This window comes from Dermabacter sp. HMSC06F07 (assembly GCF_001807345.1).
Classification (GTDB): domain Bacteria; phylum Actinomycetota; class Actinomycetes; order Actinomycetales; family Dermabacteraceae; genus Dermabacter; species Dermabacter hominis.
On sequence record NZ_KV788584.1, the window covers coordinates 86,357 to 104,100 of the forward strand.

The window sequence follows — 17,744 nt, forward strand, 5'->3', positions numbered from 1 at the left end:
ATCCTGGCCGCCCACTCTATTGCTGGGGAAAGCTTTCTAGCTATTGGCGATAACGACGGTCTTGGCGACCTTGTCGTGCCAGCCTTGTTGGCGGCCCGAACTATCGAACAGGGGCGAGAGCCAGCACGTGAGCGCGGCGAACCCACCCACGATTGGGATAAGCCCCATCACTCCGGGCAGGGCGTAACGCAGAAGTGCGTTGAGCAGCTGCGGTTTTTCTCCCGTTTCGACGCTCACGACCTTGATTTTCATGACCATTTTGCCGAGGGTGGCACCGTAGAAAGTGAGCATGAGAGTTTCGTACGCGAGACCGGCGATCGCGATGAAGAGAATTCCGACCCCGGTAACGATCATGGCCAGCCCGAATCCGGCATCGGAGCCGTCACTCGCCGACGCGATGGCACCGATGATGCCACTGAGGATGACAGCGGCGATGCCACCAGCGAAGCCGGCAATGAGAGCATCGATGATACGGGCAAGAGCACGCTGACCGATGCTCGCGAGAGTGCGGGTACCCTTACCGGGGATCTCTATGCTTCCGGCTCCCGGACCGGATGACTGCTGGCCGAAGCTCTGCTGCCCCTGATGGGGCTGGTTCGCGTGCGGATCCTGCGGCTGGAAACTTGGGGTGGGATTCGACATTCTGCTCCTTGGGGAGACGGACAATCATCGTGCGGCCGCGAGTGACCGCGCCTATAGAGTAATGCACACCACTAGGAGAAGGACCGCTTTTCACATGTCAATTTCGCTCGACCTTTCGGCAGGCCTCGATCAGGTTTTGCACGAGCAGGAGGGCGCATTCACGCGCCGCTCAATTCTTCCCGGGGGAGTGCGGCTCCTTACCGAACGTGATCCCGGTGTTCGCTCGGCAAGCGTCGGATTCTGGCTTCCGGTGGGCTCGCGCGATGAGAGACCTGAGCACGCCGGCTCGACTCACTTTCTCGAGCACCTGCTCTTTAAAGGAACGCCCACGAGAAGCGCCCTCGACATTGCCCGCGCCTTCGATGAAGTGGGAGGCGAATCGAATGCCGTGACCGCGAAGGAGCACACGTGCTATTACGCTCGGGTGCGCTCGGTCGACTTGCCCATGGCCCTTGCGACCCTTGCGGACATGGTCACGAGCGCCTCGATCACGAGCGAAGCATTCACGACCGAACGCGAGGTCATTCTCGAGGAACTCGCGATGGCGGAGGACGACCCGACCGATGTGGGCCACGAGGCTCTCATCGCCTCCGTGCTCGGCGAGGAAACGGCCCTCGGGCGGCCCGTAGGGGGAACGCCCGCGACGATCAACGCCGTCACGGTCGAGGCGGTGCGGGAGCACTACCGCGCCCATTACTTGAGTACCAACCTCGTGGTGACGGCAGTCGGAGACGTCGACCACGACGAGGTCGCGACGATGCTTCTCGACAGTCTTGCAAAAGGCGGGTGGAGCCTCAGCGACGGGCAAGCGCCGCGCCCTCGCCGTGCCCAGCAGGGCTTTGCGTACCCGAGCGGCGAGAATGGCACAGATGGACTCGAGGCGCTGCGGCACGGAGCCGTCACGAAGCGTCTTATGCGCGAAACCGAACAGACCCACCTTTTCCTTGGCGGACCGGCGATCCCCGCGTGGGACGAACGGCGGCATTCTCTGAGTGTCGCGATGGCGATCCTCGGTGGTGGGATGAGTTCGAGGCTCTTCCAGGAGGTGCGTGAGAAGCGCGGCCTTGCTTATTCGGTGTACGGGTTTACAGCGGCGTATCGCGATGCCGGTCTTGCGGGGCTGTACGCCGCGTGCCGCCCCATGAATGCGGAACAGGTCGCGCAGCTTTTGCTCGAGGAGACGCAGAGGCTCGCGACAGACGGGATTGAGCGAGAAGAGCTTGCGCGGACGCTCGGGCACATCTCGGGGTCGATGGCGCTCAGCCTCGAGGACACGCAGTCCCGCATGGCGCGGCTCGCAACGGCTGAGCTCGTTCTCGGTTCGTATCGAACGGTTGATGAAGCTCTCGAAGCCTTCCACGGCGTGACGCGCGAGAGCGTGCGCGAGATCGCCTCCGAGGTTGCTTCGGCGCTGAGAGTGCGCGTCGACGTCGGCCGTACCGGCGCCGCCTGACATACTTGATTCGAATACACACACGAGGGGATGGTTATGAGCATTCGCGTTGGAGTCATTGGTTCAGCCGGGCGTATGGGAAGCGAGGTTGTCCGTGCTCTCGAGGCGGCCTCCGATCTCGACTTCGTGCGGGGAATCACGGCCGAGGACTCCCTCGAGCAGCTTCTCGACGACGATGGCGCGCCGCTCGTGGACGTGGCCGTCGACTTCACCCTTCCGAGCGTGACGAAAGCGAACGTGCTGTGGCTTATCGAGCACGGTATCCACGCGGTCGTGGGGGCGACCGGTTGGGATGATGCGGCGCTCGCCGACGTTCGCGCAGCCCTCGACGACACCCCCGAGACCGGGGTTCTCATTGCCCCGAACTTCGCGATCGGGGCGGTGCTCGCGATGAGCTTCGCGCGCACCGCCGCGCGGTTTTATGAGAGCGCAGAGGTGGTCGAACTTCACCATCCCGAAAAACTCGATGCGCCGTCCGGAACCGCGCTGCATACGGCCCGCGCGATCGCTGACGGCCGCGCACAGGCGAGCCTCGGGCCCGTCCCGGATGCGACCGAGCGCGACCCCCACGGCGCGCGAGGAGCCGACATCGACGGCGTTCACGTGCACGCCGTGCGTCTGCGCGGACTCGTGGCGCACGAGGAAATTCTCTTCGGCAACCCGGGAGAACAGCTCACTATCCGTCACGACTCATTCGATCGCGTGAGCTTCATGCCCGGGGTTCTCCACGGCGTGCGCGAGGTGGCCTCTCATCCCGGTCTCACGGTGGGGCTAGAGAACTACCTCTCGCTGTAAGCTAAGTGGCGTCGGAACTGATCGCCCACCTCTCGCACGCACCCGAGGAGGCTCTATGCCCGAGAACCCGCCCTCGCACGCCCTCGCGCGTGCCTTTGCGGCACTCGCGCCCGAACGGCCTCTTGCACTGTGGGGTTCGAGTTCGATGGAAGGCGGTCTCGGTGCCGAGCACACGCCTCGACCGGTATACGTCCACGAGGAAGTTGCGAATGCAATGAACCCCGTCCCGGTCACGAACCTCGCGTACGGGGCACAGTTTTCGGGGCACACGACGATTCTTCGTGGACTCGACACGCCCATGGTGCATATCCCCGAGGGGTACACGGGTGGGCGAGTGAATGTGCGCGTGGACACGGATGTTCCCGGCATGTGGTCGTTCACGTGTCACGGGGAGCTGTCGAGCGGGGCGAGCGGCACGCTTACGGGAACGCCGGAAAACCAATGGTTCTTCGAGTCCGACGGCGGACCTGCGACATCGGGTGTCTTCACATCGTCGTGGAAAGCCACCACCGAGAATTGGCGGCACGTGATCTGGACGGGGAAGAACAACATCGTGCAGCGTGAGCAGGTGCTGAGCGACGTCGAGAGGCTCGTCGCATCCGCGCGTGATCCGAAGACGGATGCCATCGTTCTCGGGCAGTGGGTCACGAAAAACGATCTCGATGCTCCCGAGAAAATTAGGGCCATTCACGCGGTCAACGCCGCCCAACGCGAGGTTTACGGGCACCGCTTCGTGGATGTGCAAGCCCTCCTGACGAGCGAGGAGGCGCTGCGCGCCGAACCAATCGCGTCGCTTGATTTGCACTCGCGAGCAGAAACACGTTCCGAACTCGAGAAGGGGATCGTACCGACCCCGCTCAGGGGTAGCGACGGTATCCATTTGAGCGGTTGGGGCAATCTCCTCGTCTCGTGGGTTCTCATCGAGAAAATGAAGGAGCTCGCGTGGATGGCATGAGGGCGGTGAATTCGGAAGCGGCAGGCCTCGTGACGACGCGGCGGGCGTTGCTGGCCTCGCTCTTGGGGATAGCCGGGATCGCCGCGCTCAAGCTACGGCCCGCGACCGCGACGAAGCCGGGCATGCAGGTCGTTGCTGATCCCGCGGAGCGCTACGCCGACGCGATCGAGTGGCTCGTGAAACACGATCTGTTCGATCCAGCCCGCGAGGGAACGTTTCTTCCGAGCGCCGATGTGACGCGTGAGGACGCCGCGATCATGCTGTACCGTCTCGCTGGTGCCCCCGAGCGTGACGGTCTCGACCTCGAACCGTATCGCGACATTGAGAAGACGGCTCGCAGCTATCGCGAAATCATGTGGATGCGCGGCCAAGCGGTATTCTTCGGCGAGTACGACGCGACCTTTCAGCCGACGCAGCCCGTGACGCGAGCGGAGGGGTGTTCGTTCCTCGCGCGGCTGCTTCGTGGCGTACTTGCGGCGCACCTCGCGGCGGGAGGCTCCGCTGTTGCGCCCGAGATCGCGAGCTTTCGCGACGTCTCCAAGGAGCACCCGCGCTTTGCGGATATCGAGTGGGCCCGTGCAGTGGGACTGCTCGGGCGCGACCTCACGGTCGATGAAGCCGAGAGCTCGGGCGAGCGACAGGCCGACGCTTCCACCCCTCTCGTGGATGCCGAACTTCGGCCAGACGCTACTCTCGTGAGGGGCGAGTTCGCGCGGTTGCTTCAACGCGCGAACGCCCTATTCGACGACGCCCACTAGACGGGCGCCCCAACCTCGACTAAGGAGTGACACGTGGCAGACATGGCGGCGACGCTCGACGGGTGCGCGAAGGGAACAGCTCTCGCGCGTGCGAAGGCGATCCTTCTCGATTCCGATGGGACCCTCGTCGACTCAACTCGAAGTGTCGAGGCGAGCTGGGACACCCTCCTCGGTGACGAGGGTGCGGGGCGGTTTGAAAAGCACTATCACGGGCAACCGGCCAGGCGAGTATTGCGCCTCGCGATGCCCGACATCAGCGAGGAGAGGCTCGAGGAGCTTTTCACCAAAGTCGAAGGATACGAAATTGCGAGCGCGGGCGATGTCGAGGCATTCGACGGGACCGCGCGTTTCCTCGGCGAACTCGAAGAGGCAAAGGCTGCGCTTTCGCGCGAATGCTGGGCGATAGCGACGAGCTGCACGCTTCCACTCTTCGAGGCGCGCTACCGGCCCCTTGGGCTCCCGTACCCCACGACCCTCGTGACCGCCGATCAGGTCACGCATGGCAAGCCGGATCCCGAGCCCTACCTCCTCGCGGCACAGAGACTCGGGGTCGATGCGGCGGAGTGCATCGTCGTCGAAGATGCGCCGGGCGGCCTCGCCTCAGCTCGTGCTGCGGGGGCGTTCGTCGTGAGTGTTCTCAACAGTGCGAGTGCGGAGACCGTCGGCCCCCTTGCCGATCTCGTGATTCCTTCGCTCGCGGATGTCTCGATCGAGGCCTGCGAAGGGGAGCTCGTGCTTCGTGCGCGGTGAGCGCCACGCGGCGATTTTCGGTTTTTGAACTGCTTGGTCAACTAGGGTGATACATATGAGCGAAATAGTGTTCCGATCTGACGTCACGGTCGACCTTGTGAGGTCACAGGCTTCCGATTCCGATGTCATCTTTGCCGCGCGGGTCTCGACCCAGGGGGAAAAGTCCAAGAGCGTCGTGGGCACTGATGCCTCCGATCGCGACAAGGGCCTCATCAACTACCTCATGCGCGACCGCCACGGCTCGCCGTTCGAGCACAACAGCTTCACGTTTTACGTCGAAGCGCCGATCTTCGTGTTCCGCGAGTTCATGCGCCACCGGATCGCGTCCTATAACGAGGAATCAGGCCGCTACCGCCAGATGCGCCCGATTTTCTACGTGCCCGGTCCCGAGCGCAAGCTCGTCCAGAAGGGCAAGCCCGGCGCCTATGACTTTTACGAGGGCAGCCCCGAGCAGCACGACATCGTGACGAAGGCGTACAAGGCGCAGTGCGAGAGCGCGTATGACGCTTACCTCGAGATGCTCGAGGCCGGCGTTGCACGCGAGGTCGCGCGCGGTGTTCTGCCCCTTACGCTGTTCAGTTCGATGTACGTGACCGTCAATGCCCGCAGCATGATGAACTTCCTGTCGCTGCGCACCAAGCGTGAAGGCTCGCACTTCCCGTCGTTCCCCCAGCGCGAGATCGAGATGGTCGCCGAAAAGATCGAAGAATTCTTCGCCGAGGCGATGCCCCTCACCTACGAGGCGTTCAACGCGGGCGGCCGGGTGGCGCCGTGAGTCAAGAAGCACCGGTATTTGGACGTCTCGGCGTCGCTATCGTCACGCCCTTCACTGAGGATCTCGAGAAGGTCGATCACGAGGCTCTCGCCGGCCTCGCGCGCCATCTCGTCGACGAAGGCCACGATCTCATCGTCGCGAACGGCACGACGGGCGAATCGCCCACGACGAGCGATGAGGAAAAGCTCGCGATTCTCGCGACCGTGCGCGAGGCAGTTGGCGCGGATGTCACCCTCCTCGCGGGGGCGGGCACGAACGATACGCGTCACTCGGTCGCGCTTGCACGCGCGATCGAAGAGGGCGGCAATGCCGACGGCCTCCTGCTCGCAACCCCGTACTACTCCAAGCCCACGCAGCGCGGCCTGATCGCGCACACGCTCGAGATCGTCAACGCCGTCGACCTGCCGGCGATGCTCTACGACATTCCCGGTCGCTCAGGCATCCCTATCGAATACGAGAGCGCCGTCGAACTGTCCCAGCACCCGAACATCGTTGCCCTCAAGGAAGCCAAGGGGGACATGCACGAGGCCTCGAAGCTCATCCGTGACACGGGCCTCGATATCTACTCCGGTGAAGACGCGCTCAACCTGCCGTGGCTCGCGATCGGCGCCGTTGGTACGGTTTCGGTCACGAGTCACCTTACGGGGCGGCTCGACCGTCTCATGTTTGACGCCCTCGAACAGCGCGACCTCGCGCGCGCGCAAAGGCTCCACGCATCGCGCATCGACTTTGTTGACGCGATCATGAACCAGGGCCCAGGAACGATGGCGATCAAAGAAGCCCTTACACACCTCGGCGTGCTTCCGCACGCTGGCTGCCGCGCCCCGCTCGGAACGGTCGAGCCGGAGGTCGCGGCGCGCATCCACGCCGCCGTAGACGCCTACCAGAGCGTCCTCGCGCAGCACACCAGCTGAAGAATTTAGGACACTGTGACTACACCCTTTTCCACGACACTCGGGACCCCGCCTCAACTGAAGAACAAGACTCTACGTGTGACCCCGCTCGGCGGTCTCGGCGAAGTCGGCCGAAACATGACCGTTTTCGAGTATGAGGGCCGACTTCTCATCGTCGATTGCGGCGTTCTCTTCCCCGAAGAAGCCCAGCCGGGCGTCGACCTTATCCTCCCGGACTTCCGCTCGATCGAGGATCGCCTTGATGACGTTGCCGCGATCGTGCTCACGCACGGCCACGAAGACCACATCGGTGCAGTTCCCTACCTTCTGCGCCTCAAGCCGGACATCCCGCTCGTCGGTAGCCAGCTGACCCTCGCCTTTGTCGAGGCGAAGCTCCGTGAGCATCGACTCAAGCCGTACACGCTTGCCGTGAAGGAGGGGGATGTCGAGAAGTTTGGCGCGTTCGAGTGCGAATTCGTCGCCGTGAATCACTCGATTCCCGATGCGCTCGCGGTCGCGATCCGTACCGAGGCTGGCACGGTGCTGCACACGGGCGACTTCAAAATGGACCAGCTTCCGCTCGATGGTCGCCTGACGGACCTGCGTGCCTTCGCACGCCTTGGCGAAGAGGGCGTGGATCTCTTCCTCGTCGACTCGACAAACGCCGAGGTCCCGGGCTTCACGGTCAAGGAACGCGAGATCGGCCCCGTTCTCGACAACCTCTTTGCGCGTGCACAGCAGAAGATTGTCGTCGCAAGCTTCTCGAGCCATGTGCACCGCGTCCAGCAGGTGCTCGACTCAGCGCATGCGCACGGCCGCAAGGTGGCGTTTGTGGGGCGTTCGATGGTGCGCAATATGACCATCGCTGCCGACATGGGCTACCTCAATGTTCCCCCGAACACGCTCGTGGACCTCAAGAAGGCCGACGACATTCCCGATCACAAGATCGTGTACATGTGCACGGGCAGCCAGGGCGAGCCGATGGCCGCGCTCGGGCGTATTGCGAATCGCAACCACCGCGTCGAAGTCGGCGAGGGGGACATCGTGATTCTTGCGTCCTCGCTCATCCCGGGCAATGAGAACGACGTGTTTCGCGTGATGAATGGCCTCATGGAACTCGGGGCCGAGGTCGTGCACCAGGCGAACGCGCGCGTGCACGTCTCGGGGCACGCGAGTGAGGGTGAGTTGCTGTACTGCTACAACATTCTGCGCCCGAAGAACGTGATGCCCCTGCACGGCGAGGTGCGCCACCTCATCGCGAACGGGAAGATCGCGCAGTCCTCAGGTATCCCTCGCGAGAACATCGTGCTCGCGAAGGACGGCACGGTCGTCGACCTCAAAGACGGCGTCGCACGCGTCGCCGGCGAGGTCGAGGTTGGCTACGTGTATGTGGACGGTTCGAGTGTGGGCGAGGTAAGCGAGGCCGATCTTAAGGACCGCCGTATTCTCGCGGAAGAGGGCTTCATTTCCCTGTTCGCCGTGGTCAATAGTGAAACCGGCGAGCTCATTGCCGGGCCAGAGATCCACTCGCGAGGCATCGCCGAGGATGACGAGGTGTTTGAGCGCATCAAGCCCGACGTCATCAAGGCGCTGCACAAGGCGATCGAGGACGAGAAGGGGCACGACACGTATCAGCTTCAGCAGGCGATGCGCCGCGTGGTGGGGCGTTTCCTCTCTCAGCGCCTTCGCCGCCGCCCGATGATCATCCCGGTTGTCGTCGAGGCTTAGCGACGCGGATTTTTGCAGATGCCGCTGCGAGGTCAGCCCCTGTGTGATTCACACGCCGGGGCTGACCTCGTGACGTTCGTACCCTTAGGCGGGTAGATTGTGGAGTATGGCGACACGTACGACTTCCCCCGCACGTGCGTCGAAAGGAACCTCCCGAGGCTCGTCCTCGGGCTCGTCGCGCACGAAAGGTGCGCCCACGGATCCCTCGACGCTTCCCCTCCCGGTGCGCGCTTTGCGCGTCGGGTACCTCGGCGTTGCCCGCGCGGTTGGCGGCTTCGTTCGCGGCATCGGCATTCAGCGCTGGGAGGTCGCCTACGAAGAGCGGCGCGATGGCTTCGCTCTTTTCTTGAGCATTCTCGCGCTCATTCTCATCGTTCCCGAATGGTTCCAGGTGCGCGAATGGGGCTTTGGCGCGATTCATACGGTCGCTGCGAGCTCGTTCGGCGTGATCGCCGTGCTGCTTCCCCTCCTTCTAGGGCTGTGGTCGCTTCGGATGTTCCGCAGGCCCGATCTCGTTCACGCGAACGGACGCCTTTTCGCGGGACTACTCATGCTTGTGTGTGCGCTCTGTACGGTCGCATCCGTGAGCGCGCGTATTCCCACGCCGTCCAATGGTGTTGACGCCCTCGCGCGCGGTGGCGGCGTGTGCGGCTATCTCGTCGCGGCGCCCCTCGCGAATGTCCTGCCTGACTGGGTGATCGTCACTCTCGGAGTCGTCCTCGCCCTGTTCTCCGTTCTCGTGCTCACTGCTACGCCGCTCGGCCAAGTAGGGTCGCGTCTCGCGGGGGTCTACGGGGCTCTCGTGGGCAGGGGAGAGCGTGAAGAAGCGGAGCGCGAGGCCTTCGGCTTGGGCCGACGCCAGCAGGCTCTCCACGCTGCCGAGGGCAACGCCGAGGGCAGCCCAACGAAGACTCGGCGCATGAGCGATCTGTTTCGCCGCAAAAATCGCCGGTCGTCAAGCGACACCGAGAACCTCGAGGCCGGCGTCGATCACGAAGCCTTCGGCTACGAAGGCGATGGCGCGTATCGCCAGGGCGCCGAGAGTGAGCAGGCCGAGACGACGACGCTTCCGCGCTCGCAGAAGAAACCGCTCGTGAAAAAGGCAGATGCCGCCAGTGCACTCGCATCCGGCGCGAAAAGCTCTGACCCCTACGATTACCTCGAAGCGGAAAACAGCAGGAAGAAGGAGTTTCCGACGGCTGCCAGCCAAACGTCGGACCTGGAAAACGCCCCCACCGTGCCGGTGCCGAACGTGAGCGCTGCGGAGCAGACCCGCGAGCTGACCCCGCCCAAGGGCGAGGGCGTCAAGGGGCCGCACGTGCAGCCCGAACTCCAGGTTGAGACCGCCTACCCGCTCCCGAGCCCCGACATGCTCGTGGCCGGCCCGCCCGCGAAAGCTCGCTCCGAAGCGAACGATCGCGTTGTCGCGGCACTCGGCGAAGTGTTCGAGCAGTTTGGCGTGAACGCCGAGGTCGTGGGCTTTTCCCGCGGCCCGACCGTGACGCGCTACGAGGTTGAGCTCGGCCCCGGCACGAAGGTCGAGAAGGTCACGGCGCTGTCCAACAACATCGCGTACGCGGTCGCGAGCGCCGATGTGCGCATCATTTCGCCGATCCCCGGCAAGAAGGCGATCGGTATCGAGATTCCGAACGCGGACCGCGAAACTGTTGCGCTCGGGGATGTTCTTCGTAGTGGTGTCGCGACCGCCAACGAACACCCCATGGTGATGGGGCTCGGGAAGGATGTCGAAGGCGGATTCGTGATTGCGAATCTCGCGAAGATGCCCCACTTGCTTGTTGCGGGCGCGACCGGCGCCGGTAAGTCGAGCTTTGTGAACTCGATGATCACCTCAATCCTCATGCGTGCAACGCCGGAGGAAGTGCGCATGGTGCTCGTTGATCCAAAGCGCGTTGAGCTGACGATCTACGAGGGGATCCCGCATCTCATTACCCCCATCATCACGAACCCCAAGAAGGCTGCGGAGGCGCTCGAGTGGGTTGTGAAGGAGATGGACCACCGCTACGACGATCTCGCCGAGTACGGCTTCAAGCACATCGACGACTTCAATAAGGCCGTGCGCGCGGGCCAGGTGAGCCCCCCGCCGGGAAGTGAGCGAGTGCTCGCGCCCTACCCGTACCTCCTCGTGGTCGTTGACGAGCTTGCCGACCTCATGATGGTCGCCCCGCGAGACGTCGAGGCATCGATCCAGCGCATCACCCAGCTTGCGCGCGCTGCCGGCATTCATCTCGTGCTCGCAACCCAGCGACCCTCCGTCGACGTCGTCACGGGCATCATCAAAGCGAATGTTCCCTCCCGCCTCGCGTTCGCGACGAGCTCCCTCCAGGATTCGCGCGTCATCCTCGATACTCCCGGCGCGGAGAAGCTCATCGGCCAGGGCGACGCGCTTTTTCACCCCATGGGCAAGGCGAAGGCTATGCGTGTGCAGGGCTCGTGGGTCAACGAGTCCGAGATTCACGCAGTCGTCGACTACGTGAAGGGGCAGGCGAAGCCGCAGTACCGCGAGGACGTGCAGCAGGTCGCCAAGAAGAAACAGATCGACGATGACATCGGCGGCGATCTCGACGTGCTGCTTCAGGCGGCCGAACTCGTCGTCACCACGCAGTTCGGCTCCACCTCGATGCTTCAGCGCAAGCTCCGCGTGGGCTTCGCCAAGGCGGGGCGCCTCATGGACCTTCTCGAGTCACGCGAGATCGTCGGGCCGAGCGAGGGCTCGAAAGCTCGCGATGTGCTCGTGCGTCCCGAGGATCTCCCGCGCGCGATCGCGCGTATCAAGGGAGAGGACACGGACCTGTATGAGGACTCGCAGGACGCTTCCCACGCGGGTTCCGGTTCCGGGGCGGGGGAGTCCGACGCCTCCTCGGCCCACGATCGCTACTCGGATGATCCGTTGGACCACTCCTCGCGTGAGGTGAGTCCCGAGTATTACGACAACGACGATGCCGACGGCGAAGACGCCTGGCAGCTCACGGGCCGCTAACGCGCGAAAGACGCCGCTAAAGAGAAGGGAAACACCCATGAGCGCTTCCGATACCCCGCGCGTTCCGCTGTGGAATATCGCGAACGTCCTCACCATGACGCGCATGGTCATGGTGCCTATCTTCGTGGTCGTAGCCGCGCTCTACCACGAGGACATCGCCATGAGGTGGGTCATTGCCGGGATCTTCGTGCTCGCAATGGTCACGGACTTCGTCGACGGCTACCTCGCGCGCTCTCGGAACCTCATTACCGATTTTGGCAAGATCATGGACCCGATTGCCGACAAGGCGATGACGGGCGCCGCGCTCATCATGCTTTCGGTGTGGCAGTACGTGCCGTGGTGGATCACAGTGCTCATCCTCGTGCGCGAGATCGGTATTACGGTCATGCGCTTCACGATCTTGAAGTATGGCGCGCTTCCCGCAAACTTCAGCGGCAAGGCGAAGACGATGATGCAGTCGATCGGGATCACCTTCTGCCTCATGCCCTTTGAGCTGATGTGGCCTCCCGCGTGGTGGATCGGCATCACGCTTATCGCCATCGCCCTTGTGCTCACGCTCTGGTCGGGGCTTCGCAATGTCAACGACGGGCTGCGCCTGCGCCGCGAGGCACTCGCGCAGAAAGCGGCTTAACGAGAATGGACGCGCCGCGTGAGCAGCTGGCGTCGGCCCGCGCCCTCCTTGCTATGTGCGAAGAGAGGGGTATGAGCCTCGCGACGGCTGAGTCGCTCACGGGCGGGATGCTCGTCGCGCGCCTCGTGGATGTTCCGGGCGCTAGCAGAGTCGTCCAGGGGGGTGCGTGCACGTACAGTTTCGAAGCGAAGGCGTCTGTTCTGGGGCTAGACCTTGCGGACCTGCAGGCGAAGGGAGCCGTGCGCGCCGAGGTCGCGAGCAGCATGGCTCGGGCCGCACGCCGCGTGTACGGGGCAGATGTTGCCCTTGCGACGACCGGAGTGGCCGGGCCCGGGAATGACGATTACGGCAACCCGGAGGGGCTCGCCTACATCGCCGTGAGTACGCCAAATCGCGAATTCGTGCGTGAAGTACGCCTCACGGGCTCGCGACCGGCGATCCGTGCGGGTGTTGTGGACGATGCGATCACCCTCGGCATTGAGGCTCTGACCAGCGCAAATGTGTAACAGGCGCGTTGGGCCGGTGTGGGAACCCTGAAAAGCGAGCGCGTGTGAGGCCGTAGGATGGCGGAACAACGAGGAACCCTCGTGCGTTGAACAGGCGTGAATACGTACAAGAATGCGGGAGCTGGTGCTCCCAGGCAACGAAAATGGGTGACGGCCGCGGGGTCGCGCCCGGCGTCCGTGCTGGGCCGCGAGTCGGCGGTACCGCGGCGCGGAACACTGACAAGGAAGGGAGAATCTCGCATGGTGCTCTTCCGCCAGGAACTCGGCGGCGTTTTGCGTGAGGCGCGTCGCCGCCAGGGCAAGACTCTGCGTCAGGTATCGGCCGATGCGCGAGTCTCGCTCGGCTACTTGAGCGAAATCGAGCGCGGCCAAAAGGAGGCCTCGAGTGAACTGCTCGCCTCCGTGACCGAAGCTCTCGGTTACCCCATGTCGGTGATTCTCCGCGAAGTTGCAGATCGCGTGGCACTCGAAGAGGGCATCGTTATTCCCGACACCGTTCCCGCCGAACTTGAGCGGGGCGTCCAGGGCGCCGAATACGCGCTGGCGCGGTAGTCAACGTGAGGCGAAGCGAGTTTCGCGAGCTCGCCGCCTACGTCTTTGGTGCCGAACTCGCGCATACGTACTGTCGTGAATTCGCGCTTGTGACGTGCGGGAACCTAACCCCGAACCAGGCGATTGAGGCGGGCTACCCCGTTAAAGAAGTGTGGCACGCGCTGTGTGATGACATGGATGTGCCTGTGCACATGCGCTGGGAGGTCCCGCCCGAGGCGCGTCCGCGCGCGTGAGCGTGTGGCGGCGAAAGGCGTGACAAGAATCGAACACGCGTGCGCATTAACGTGCAAATCGAACATGTGTTCGTTTACGATGGTGTTGTTCGGCCTCCACGGTGCGTGTGCATCCACACCTGTGCCGGGGTCGGGTTTAAATGTCTCACCCCCGTTTACCGTTGGAAGGGTCAAGCGAGAGTCCACCTCGTAACGGGGTGACAAACGAAAGGAACCGCCATGGCAGCTGCCGCCAAGGATCGCGATAAGTCGCTCGAAAACGCGCTCGCACAGATTGACCGTCAGTTCGGCAAAGGCTCGATTATGCGCCTTGGCGACGACACACGCCCGCCCGTCGAAGTCGTTCCCACGGGGTCGGTCGCACTTGACGTCGCGCTCGGTATCGGTGGTCTTCCCCGCGGTCGCGTTGTCGAGATCTACGGCCCGGAGTCCAGCGGTAAAACCACGGTTGCGCTCCACGCGATTGCAAACGCGCAGCGGGCGGGTGGTATTGCTGCCTTCATCGATGCGGAGCACGCCCTCGATCCGGAATATGCGAAGAAGCTCGGCGTCGATATCGATGCACTTCTCGTGTCGCAGCCCGACACCGGCGAGCAGGCTCTCGAAATTGCCGACATGCTCGTGCGCTCGGGTGCGATCGACGTCCTCGTCGTCGACTCCGTCGCGGCACTCACGCCAAAGGCTGAAATCGAAGGCGAGATGGGCGACTCCCACGTGGGGCTCCAGGCGCGCCTCATGTCGCAAGCGCTTCGCAAGCTTACCGGTGCGCTCTATTCGAGCGGCACCACCGCTATCTTCATTAACCAGCTTCGCGAAAAGATCGGTGTGTTCTTCGGCAGCCCCGAAACCACCACGGGTGGCAAAGCACTCAAGTTCTATGCTTCGGTGCGCATGGACATTCGTCGAATCGAGACCCTCAAGCAGGGCACCGATGCGGTTGGCAACCGTACTCGCGTCAAGATCGTGAAGAACAAGATGGCTCCGCCCTTCAAGCAGGCCGAGTTCGACATCCTTTACGGCGAGGGCATTTCTCGCGAAGGTGGCCTCATCGATCTCGGCGTTGAAAACGGCATCGTGCGCAAGTCCGGTGCGTGGTACACGTACGATGGCGATCAACTCGGCCAGGGCAAGGAAAATGCGCGCCAGTTCCTCAAGGACAATCCGGATCTCGCCGCAGATATTGAACAGAAGATCCTTATGAAGCTCGGTATTGGCCAGTACGCAGATGAGGCCGCTAAGAAGGCCGCTGCCGATGCTCCTGTGGGGGACGGCGAATTCGTAGACGATGACGTCCCCGCGCAAATCTGAGCCTGGTCCCGAAGCTCGGGGTGGGCAAGAGGATTGGCGCGCGGGCGTCGTTGAAGAGCTCGCCGAGCACATCGCCGCCATCGAAGCGGGGGAAGCCGCACCTGGGGAGGGCAGCAACCCGCTTCGAGGCGGGGCCTTCCGCGATCACGAAACGGAAAAGGTCGTCGTCAAGGAATGCCGGTATGTGCTCGGCCTACTCGGCCACCGTCAGCGCAGCGAGGCGGAGATTCGCGCAAAGCTCGCGCAGCGCGTGCATGAAGTTGATGTTCTCGAAGAGATCATGCGGCGTCTCGATACCGCTGGACTCATCGATGACGAAGGCTTTGCACGCGCCTGGGTAGAGCAGCGACGCGAGAGCAAACTCCTTGGCACAGCTGCTTTGCGTCGAGAACTCGAAGACAAAGGCGTCGGTGCGCCCGATATCGACACCGTTCTCGCGGAGACCGCTCCGTACGACAGCGAAAAGGAGCGCTGCCAGATCCTCGCGAGAGAACGGCTTGCGAAGGAGCTTCGTAAAAGCGGAGGGGCTGAAAACCTTGATCGAGGGGCGGCCCTTCGGCGCATTGGCGGCGCACTCGCGCGCCGAGGCTACTCGGAAAACCTCACGCTCTTCGTGCTCAATCGCGAGCTTGATGCGGCGGGAGTCACCTGGCCCTGACCGTGCCCGAACCCACGGGGCTACGTATCCTTGAAACACCATGAGCGAAACAGCGATCCTGAACGACAATGACGCGCCGGCACGCGGCACCTACCAAGTGCGCACGTTCGGCTGCCAAATGAACGTCCACGACTCTGAGCGCCTCACGGGCCTCTTAGAGCAGGCAGGCTATACGCCGGCCGCCGACGGCGCCGACCCGTTGAACGGCGACGTCGATGTCATCGTCTTCAACACGTGCGCCGTGCGCGAAAACGCCGACAACCGGCTCTACGGTAACCTCGGCCAGCTCCGCCCTGCGAAAGATGCCAACCCCAATTTGCAGATTGCCGTCGGCGGGTGCCTGGCCCAAAAGGATCGCGCCACCATTACTGAGCGTGCACCCTGGGTCGACGTCGTGTTCGGTACTCACAACATCGGTTCCCTCCCTGTTCTTCTTGACCGCGCTCGCGTTCAACAAGAGGCCCAGGTGGAAATCCTTGAGTCGCTCGAGGTGTTCCCCTCGACTCTCCCGACAAAGCGCGAAAGCGCGTACGCGGGTTGGGTATCGATTTCAGTCGGCTGCAACAACACGTGCACGTTCTGCATCGTTCCTTCCCTCCGAGGGAAGGAGAAGGACCGTCGCCCCGGCGAGATTCTCGCCGAGGTTCAGGAACTCGTGAACCAGGGAGCTCTTGAAGTGACTCTCCTTGGCCAAAACGTGAACTCCTACGGAGTGGAGTTCGGCGACCGGGGCGCGTTTGCCAAGCTCTTGCGCGCGTGTGGCGAAATCGAGGGGCTCGAGCGCGTGCGATTCACGTCGCCGCACCCCGCGATGTTTACCGATGACGTCATTGACGCGATGGCGGAAACACCCAACGTGATGCCGCAACTGCATATGCCGCTCCAATCGGGCAGCGACGCTGTTCTCAAGGCGATGCGCCGCTCGTACCGCTCCAAGAAATTCCTCGGGATCCTCGAAAAGGTGCGCGAGAAAATCCCGCACGCAGCAATCACGACCGACATCATCGTCGGCTTTCCCGGTGAAACGGAAGAGGACTTCCAAAAGACCCTCGATGTCGTCGAGGCTTCGCGTTTCTCGAGCGCCTTCATGTTCCAGTACTCGCCGCGCCCGGGCACTCCGGCCGCCGAAATGGACGATCAGATCCCGAAGGCAGTCGTCCAGGAGCGATTCGAGAGGCTCGTCGCGCTTCAGGATCGCATTGCGGCCGAAGAAAATGCGAAGAAGGTCGGAGCAGAGGTCAACGTGCTCATCGCCGAAGGCGAGGGTGATCGAGACTCCGAAACGCACCGCATCTCTGGCCGCGCCGAGGACGGCCGGCTCGTGCACGTTGCTCTGCCCGAAGGGTATGCGGAGGCGGACCGCCCTCGTCCCGGTGATGTCGTCCGTGCTCGCGTGACCAAAGCCGCGCCGTTCTACTTGATCGCCGACTCGGGTGCCGAGGGCGGCGAATTCGAGGTGCGTCGCACCCGCTCGGGCGACGCGTGGGAGCGTCGGGTGAACGGCTTTGAAGACGCAACCTTGTGCGGCACGCCCGGTCCCGGTGGGCCCGTGAGCCTCGGCCTTCCGAGCCTCAGGCGCCCGGAGCGCTAGGCCGAATCGGGCGGTGAGGGCACGCGCTCAGACGGTGACGTCGCCCTGGTCGCTCACCTGCGTCGAGAGGCTCGCGAAGAACGCTACCGTCGTTGATAGCGCGCACGTGATGGCGCGGTCGATCGCGTCGTCGCTAACCCCGTAGAAATAGTCGAAGACCAGCTCGCCGTACACGCCGAGTACCGAGTCGTTCTCGCGGCGCACGTACGCTTTTGGCCACATGCGTTCCATGTTCCAGTGGTTGCAAAGGCGCGTCGCTTCGAGTTTCTGCTGCACGGCGAGAAGCTCGTCCCAGCGTCCCCGGACGACGAGGATGTGGGAGTGCTCGCCGGCGACTGCGAACGTGAAAGGATAGTGGTCAAAGCGCGCACGCAACACGGTGGGGGTGTCGTCATCCTCGACGAAGGCATAGCCGAGCCGCCCGAGGGACTCCTTGAGACGTTCGATGCTGAGTTCTTCGCCTGCGAGTGCGGCTTCGTGTGAGTGGCCGTTGGGCATCGGCTGCCTTTCTGTGGTGT

18 protein-coding genes are annotated in these 17,744 nt (G+C 63.4%); 16 read left to right on the forward strand and 2 right to left on the reverse strand.

Features of this window, described 5'->3' with window-relative positions:
• Window positions 1-36: 36 nt before the first annotated feature.
• On the reverse strand, window positions 37-642 hold the full coding sequence (locus HMPREF3157_RS05755) for an RDD family protein (protein ID WP_070435788.1): 606 nt from the start codon (window positions 640-642) through the stop codon (window positions 37-39).
• Between the two features lie 94 nt (window positions 643-736).
• On the opposite strand from HMPREF3157_RS05755, the gene HMPREF3157_RS05760 reads away from it, so the two are divergent.
• The 16 genes from HMPREF3157_RS05760 (at window position 737) to miaB (ending at window position 17,226) form a co-directional block, all read left to right on the forward strand.
• Window positions 737-2,095 carry a M16 family metallopeptidase gene (locus HMPREF3157_RS05760; protein WP_070435789.1) on the forward strand — a complete coding sequence of 453 codons (1,359 nt, stop codon included), beginning with the start codon at window positions 737-739 and terminating at the stop codon, window positions 2,093-2,095.
• A gap of 30 nt (window positions 2,096-2,125) precedes the next feature.
• Entirely contained in the window at window positions 2,126-2,890 is a 765-nt protein-coding gene (gene dapB / locus HMPREF3157_RS05765; protein ID WP_034370222.1) for a 4-hydroxy-tetrahydrodipicolinate reductase, read from the forward strand.
• A 55-nt stretch (window positions 2,891-2,945) separates the two neighbouring features.
• On the forward strand, window positions 2,946-3,845 hold the full coding sequence (locus tag HMPREF3157_RS05770; RefSeq protein WP_052126680.1) for an SGNH/GDSL hydrolase family protein: 900 nt from the start codon (window positions 2,946-2,948) through the stop codon (window positions 3,843-3,845).
• The gene (locus HMPREF3157_RS05775; protein WP_232049713.1) at window positions 3,842-4,603 is read left to right on the forward strand and encodes an S-layer homology domain-containing protein; all 762 of its coding nucleotides are present in this window, start codon (window positions 3,842-3,844) and stop codon (window positions 4,601-4,603) included. Before HMPREF3157_RS05770 ends, HMPREF3157_RS05775 begins: the two co-directional genes overlap by 4 nt.
• A 42-nt stretch (window positions 4,604-4,645) precedes the next feature.
• Window positions 4,646-5,353, forward strand: a complete 708-nt coding sequence (locus HMPREF3157_RS05780; protein WP_051120672.1) for an HAD family hydrolase — start codon at window positions 4,646-4,648, stop codon at window positions 5,351-5,353.
• Between the two features lie 55 nt (window positions 5,354-5,408).
• Window positions 5,409-6,128: an FAD-dependent thymidylate synthase gene (thyX, locus tag HMPREF3157_RS05785; RefSeq protein WP_070435790.1), complete on the forward strand. Its 720-nt coding sequence runs from the start codon at window positions 5,409-5,411 to the stop codon at window positions 6,126-6,128.
• Window positions 6,125-7,042: a 4-hydroxy-tetrahydrodipicolinate synthase gene (dapA, locus tag HMPREF3157_RS05790; RefSeq protein WP_070435791.1), complete on the forward strand. Its 918-nt coding sequence runs from the start codon at window positions 6,125-6,127 to the stop codon at window positions 7,040-7,042. Before thyX ends, dapA begins: the two co-directional genes overlap by 4 nt.
• Before the next feature lie 15 nt (window positions 7,043-7,057).
• Window positions 7,058-8,749 (forward strand): ribonuclease J, encoded by a 1,692-nt coding sequence (locus HMPREF3157_RS05795; protein WP_070435792.1) that lies wholly within the window; start codon window positions 7,058-7,060, stop codon window positions 8,747-8,749.
• Between the two features lie 106 nt (window positions 8,750-8,855).
• The gene (locus tag HMPREF3157_RS05800; protein ID WP_070435793.1) at window positions 8,856-11,747 is read left to right on the forward strand and encodes an FtsK/SpoIIIE family DNA translocase; all 2,892 of its coding nucleotides are present in this window, start codon (window positions 8,856-8,858) and stop codon (window positions 11,745-11,747) included.
• Between the two features lie 37 nt (window positions 11,748-11,784).
• Entirely contained in the window at window positions 11,785-12,378 is a 594-nt protein-coding gene (gene pgsA, locus HMPREF3157_RS05805; RefSeq protein WP_016663017.1) for a CDP-diacylglycerol--glycerol-3-phosphate 3-phosphatidyltransferase, read from the forward strand.
• A gap of 5 nt (window positions 12,379-12,383) precedes the next feature.
• A complete protein-coding gene (locus HMPREF3157_RS05810) occupies window positions 12,384-12,884 on the forward strand; it encodes a CinA family protein (RefSeq protein WP_070435794.1) in 501 nt (166 codons plus the stop codon).
• A 240-nt stretch (window positions 12,885-13,124) separates the two neighbouring features.
• On the forward strand, window positions 13,125-13,436 hold the full coding sequence (locus tag HMPREF3157_RS05815; protein WP_016663015.1) for a helix-turn-helix domain-containing protein: 312 nt from the start codon (window positions 13,125-13,127) through the stop codon (window positions 13,434-13,436).
• A gap of 5 nt (window positions 13,437-13,441) precedes the next feature.
• Window positions 13,442-13,669: a DUF3046 domain-containing protein gene (locus tag HMPREF3157_RS05820; RefSeq protein ID WP_016663014.1), complete on the forward strand. Its 228-nt coding sequence runs from the start codon at window positions 13,442-13,444 to the stop codon at window positions 13,667-13,669.
• A gap of 219 nt (window positions 13,670-13,888) precedes the next feature.
• Entirely contained in the window at window positions 13,889-14,977 is a 1,089-nt protein-coding gene (gene recA / locus HMPREF3157_RS05825; RefSeq protein WP_070435795.1) for a recombinase RecA, read from the forward strand.
• A complete protein-coding gene (locus tag HMPREF3157_RS05830; RefSeq protein WP_070435796.1) occupies window positions 14,955-15,635 on the forward strand; it encodes a regulatory protein RecX in 681 nt (226 codons plus the stop codon). The genes recA and HMPREF3157_RS05830 overlap by 23 nt, the downstream gene beginning before the upstream one ends.
• A gap of 40 nt (window positions 15,636-15,675) precedes the next feature.
• Window positions 15,676-17,226, forward strand: a complete 1,551-nt coding sequence (miaB, locus tag HMPREF3157_RS05835; protein WP_070435797.1) for a tRNA (N6-isopentenyl adenosine(37)-C2)-methylthiotransferase MiaB — start codon at window positions 15,676-15,678, stop codon at window positions 17,224-17,226.
• 27 nt (window positions 17,227-17,253) lie between these two features.
• On the opposite strand, the gene HMPREF3157_RS05840 is transcribed toward miaB, so the two are convergent.
• Entirely contained in the window at window positions 17,254-17,724 is a 471-nt protein-coding gene (locus HMPREF3157_RS05840) for a type III secretion system chaperone family protein (RefSeq protein ID WP_070435798.1), read from the reverse strand.
• Window positions 17,725-17,744: the final 20 nt, after the last annotated feature.

What these genes read in the sequence shown, in the direction of transcription:
- HMPREF3157_RS05755 (WP_070435788.1), bottom strand. Translation starts at nt 642, where the DNA reads ATGTCGAATCCCACCCCAAGTTTCCAGCCGCAGGATCCGCACGCGAAC.
- HMPREF3157_RS05760 (WP_070435789.1), top strand. Translation starts at nt 737, where the DNA reads ATGTCAATTTCGCTCGACCTTTCGGCAGGCCTCGATCAGGTTTTGCAC.
- dapB (WP_034370222.1), top strand. Translation starts at nt 2,126, where the DNA reads ATGGTTATGAGCATTCGCGTTGGAGTCATTGGTTCAGCCGGGCGTATG.
- HMPREF3157_RS05770 (WP_052126680.1), top strand. Translation starts at nt 2,946, where the DNA reads ATGCCCGAGAACCCGCCCTCGCACGCCCTCGCGCGTGCCTTTGCGGCA.
- HMPREF3157_RS05775 (WP_232049713.1), top strand. Translation starts at nt 3,842, where the DNA reads ATGAGGGCGGTGAATTCGGAAGCGGCAGGCCTCGTGACGACGCGGCGG.
- HMPREF3157_RS05780 (WP_051120672.1), top strand. Translation starts at nt 4,646, where the DNA reads ATGGCGGCGACGCTCGACGGGTGCGCGAAGGGAACAGCTCTCGCGCGT.
- thyX (WP_070435790.1), top strand. Translation starts at nt 5,409, where the DNA reads ATGAGCGAAATAGTGTTCCGATCTGACGTCACGGTCGACCTTGTGAGG.
- HMPREF3157_RS05800 (WP_070435793.1), top strand. Translation starts at nt 8,856, where the DNA reads ATGGCGACACGTACGACTTCCCCCGCACGTGCGTCGAAAGGAACCTCC.
- pgsA (WP_016663017.1), top strand. Translation starts at nt 11,785, where the DNA reads ATGAGCGCTTCCGATACCCCGCGCGTTCCGCTGTGGAATATCGCGAAC.
- HMPREF3157_RS05810 (WP_070435794.1), top strand. Translation starts at nt 12,384, where the DNA reads ATGGACGCGCCGCGTGAGCAGCTGGCGTCGGCCCGCGCCCTCCTTGCT.
- HMPREF3157_RS05815 (WP_016663015.1), top strand. Translation starts at nt 13,125, where the DNA reads ATGGTGCTCTTCCGCCAGGAACTCGGCGGCGTTTTGCGTGAGGCGCGT.
- recA (WP_070435795.1), top strand. Translation starts at nt 13,889, where the DNA reads ATGGCAGCTGCCGCCAAGGATCGCGATAAGTCGCTCGAAAACGCGCTC.
- HMPREF3157_RS05830 (WP_070435796.1), top strand. Translation starts at nt 14,955, where the DNA reads ATGACGTCCCCGCGCAAATCTGAGCCTGGTCCCGAAGCTCGGGGTGGG.
- miaB (WP_070435797.1), top strand. Translation starts at nt 15,676, where the DNA reads ATGAGCGAAACAGCGATCCTGAACGACAATGACGCGCCGGCACGCGGC.
- HMPREF3157_RS05840 (WP_070435798.1), bottom strand. Translation starts at nt 17,724, where the DNA reads ATGCCCAACGGCCACTCACACGAAGCCGCACTCGCAGGCGAAGAACTC.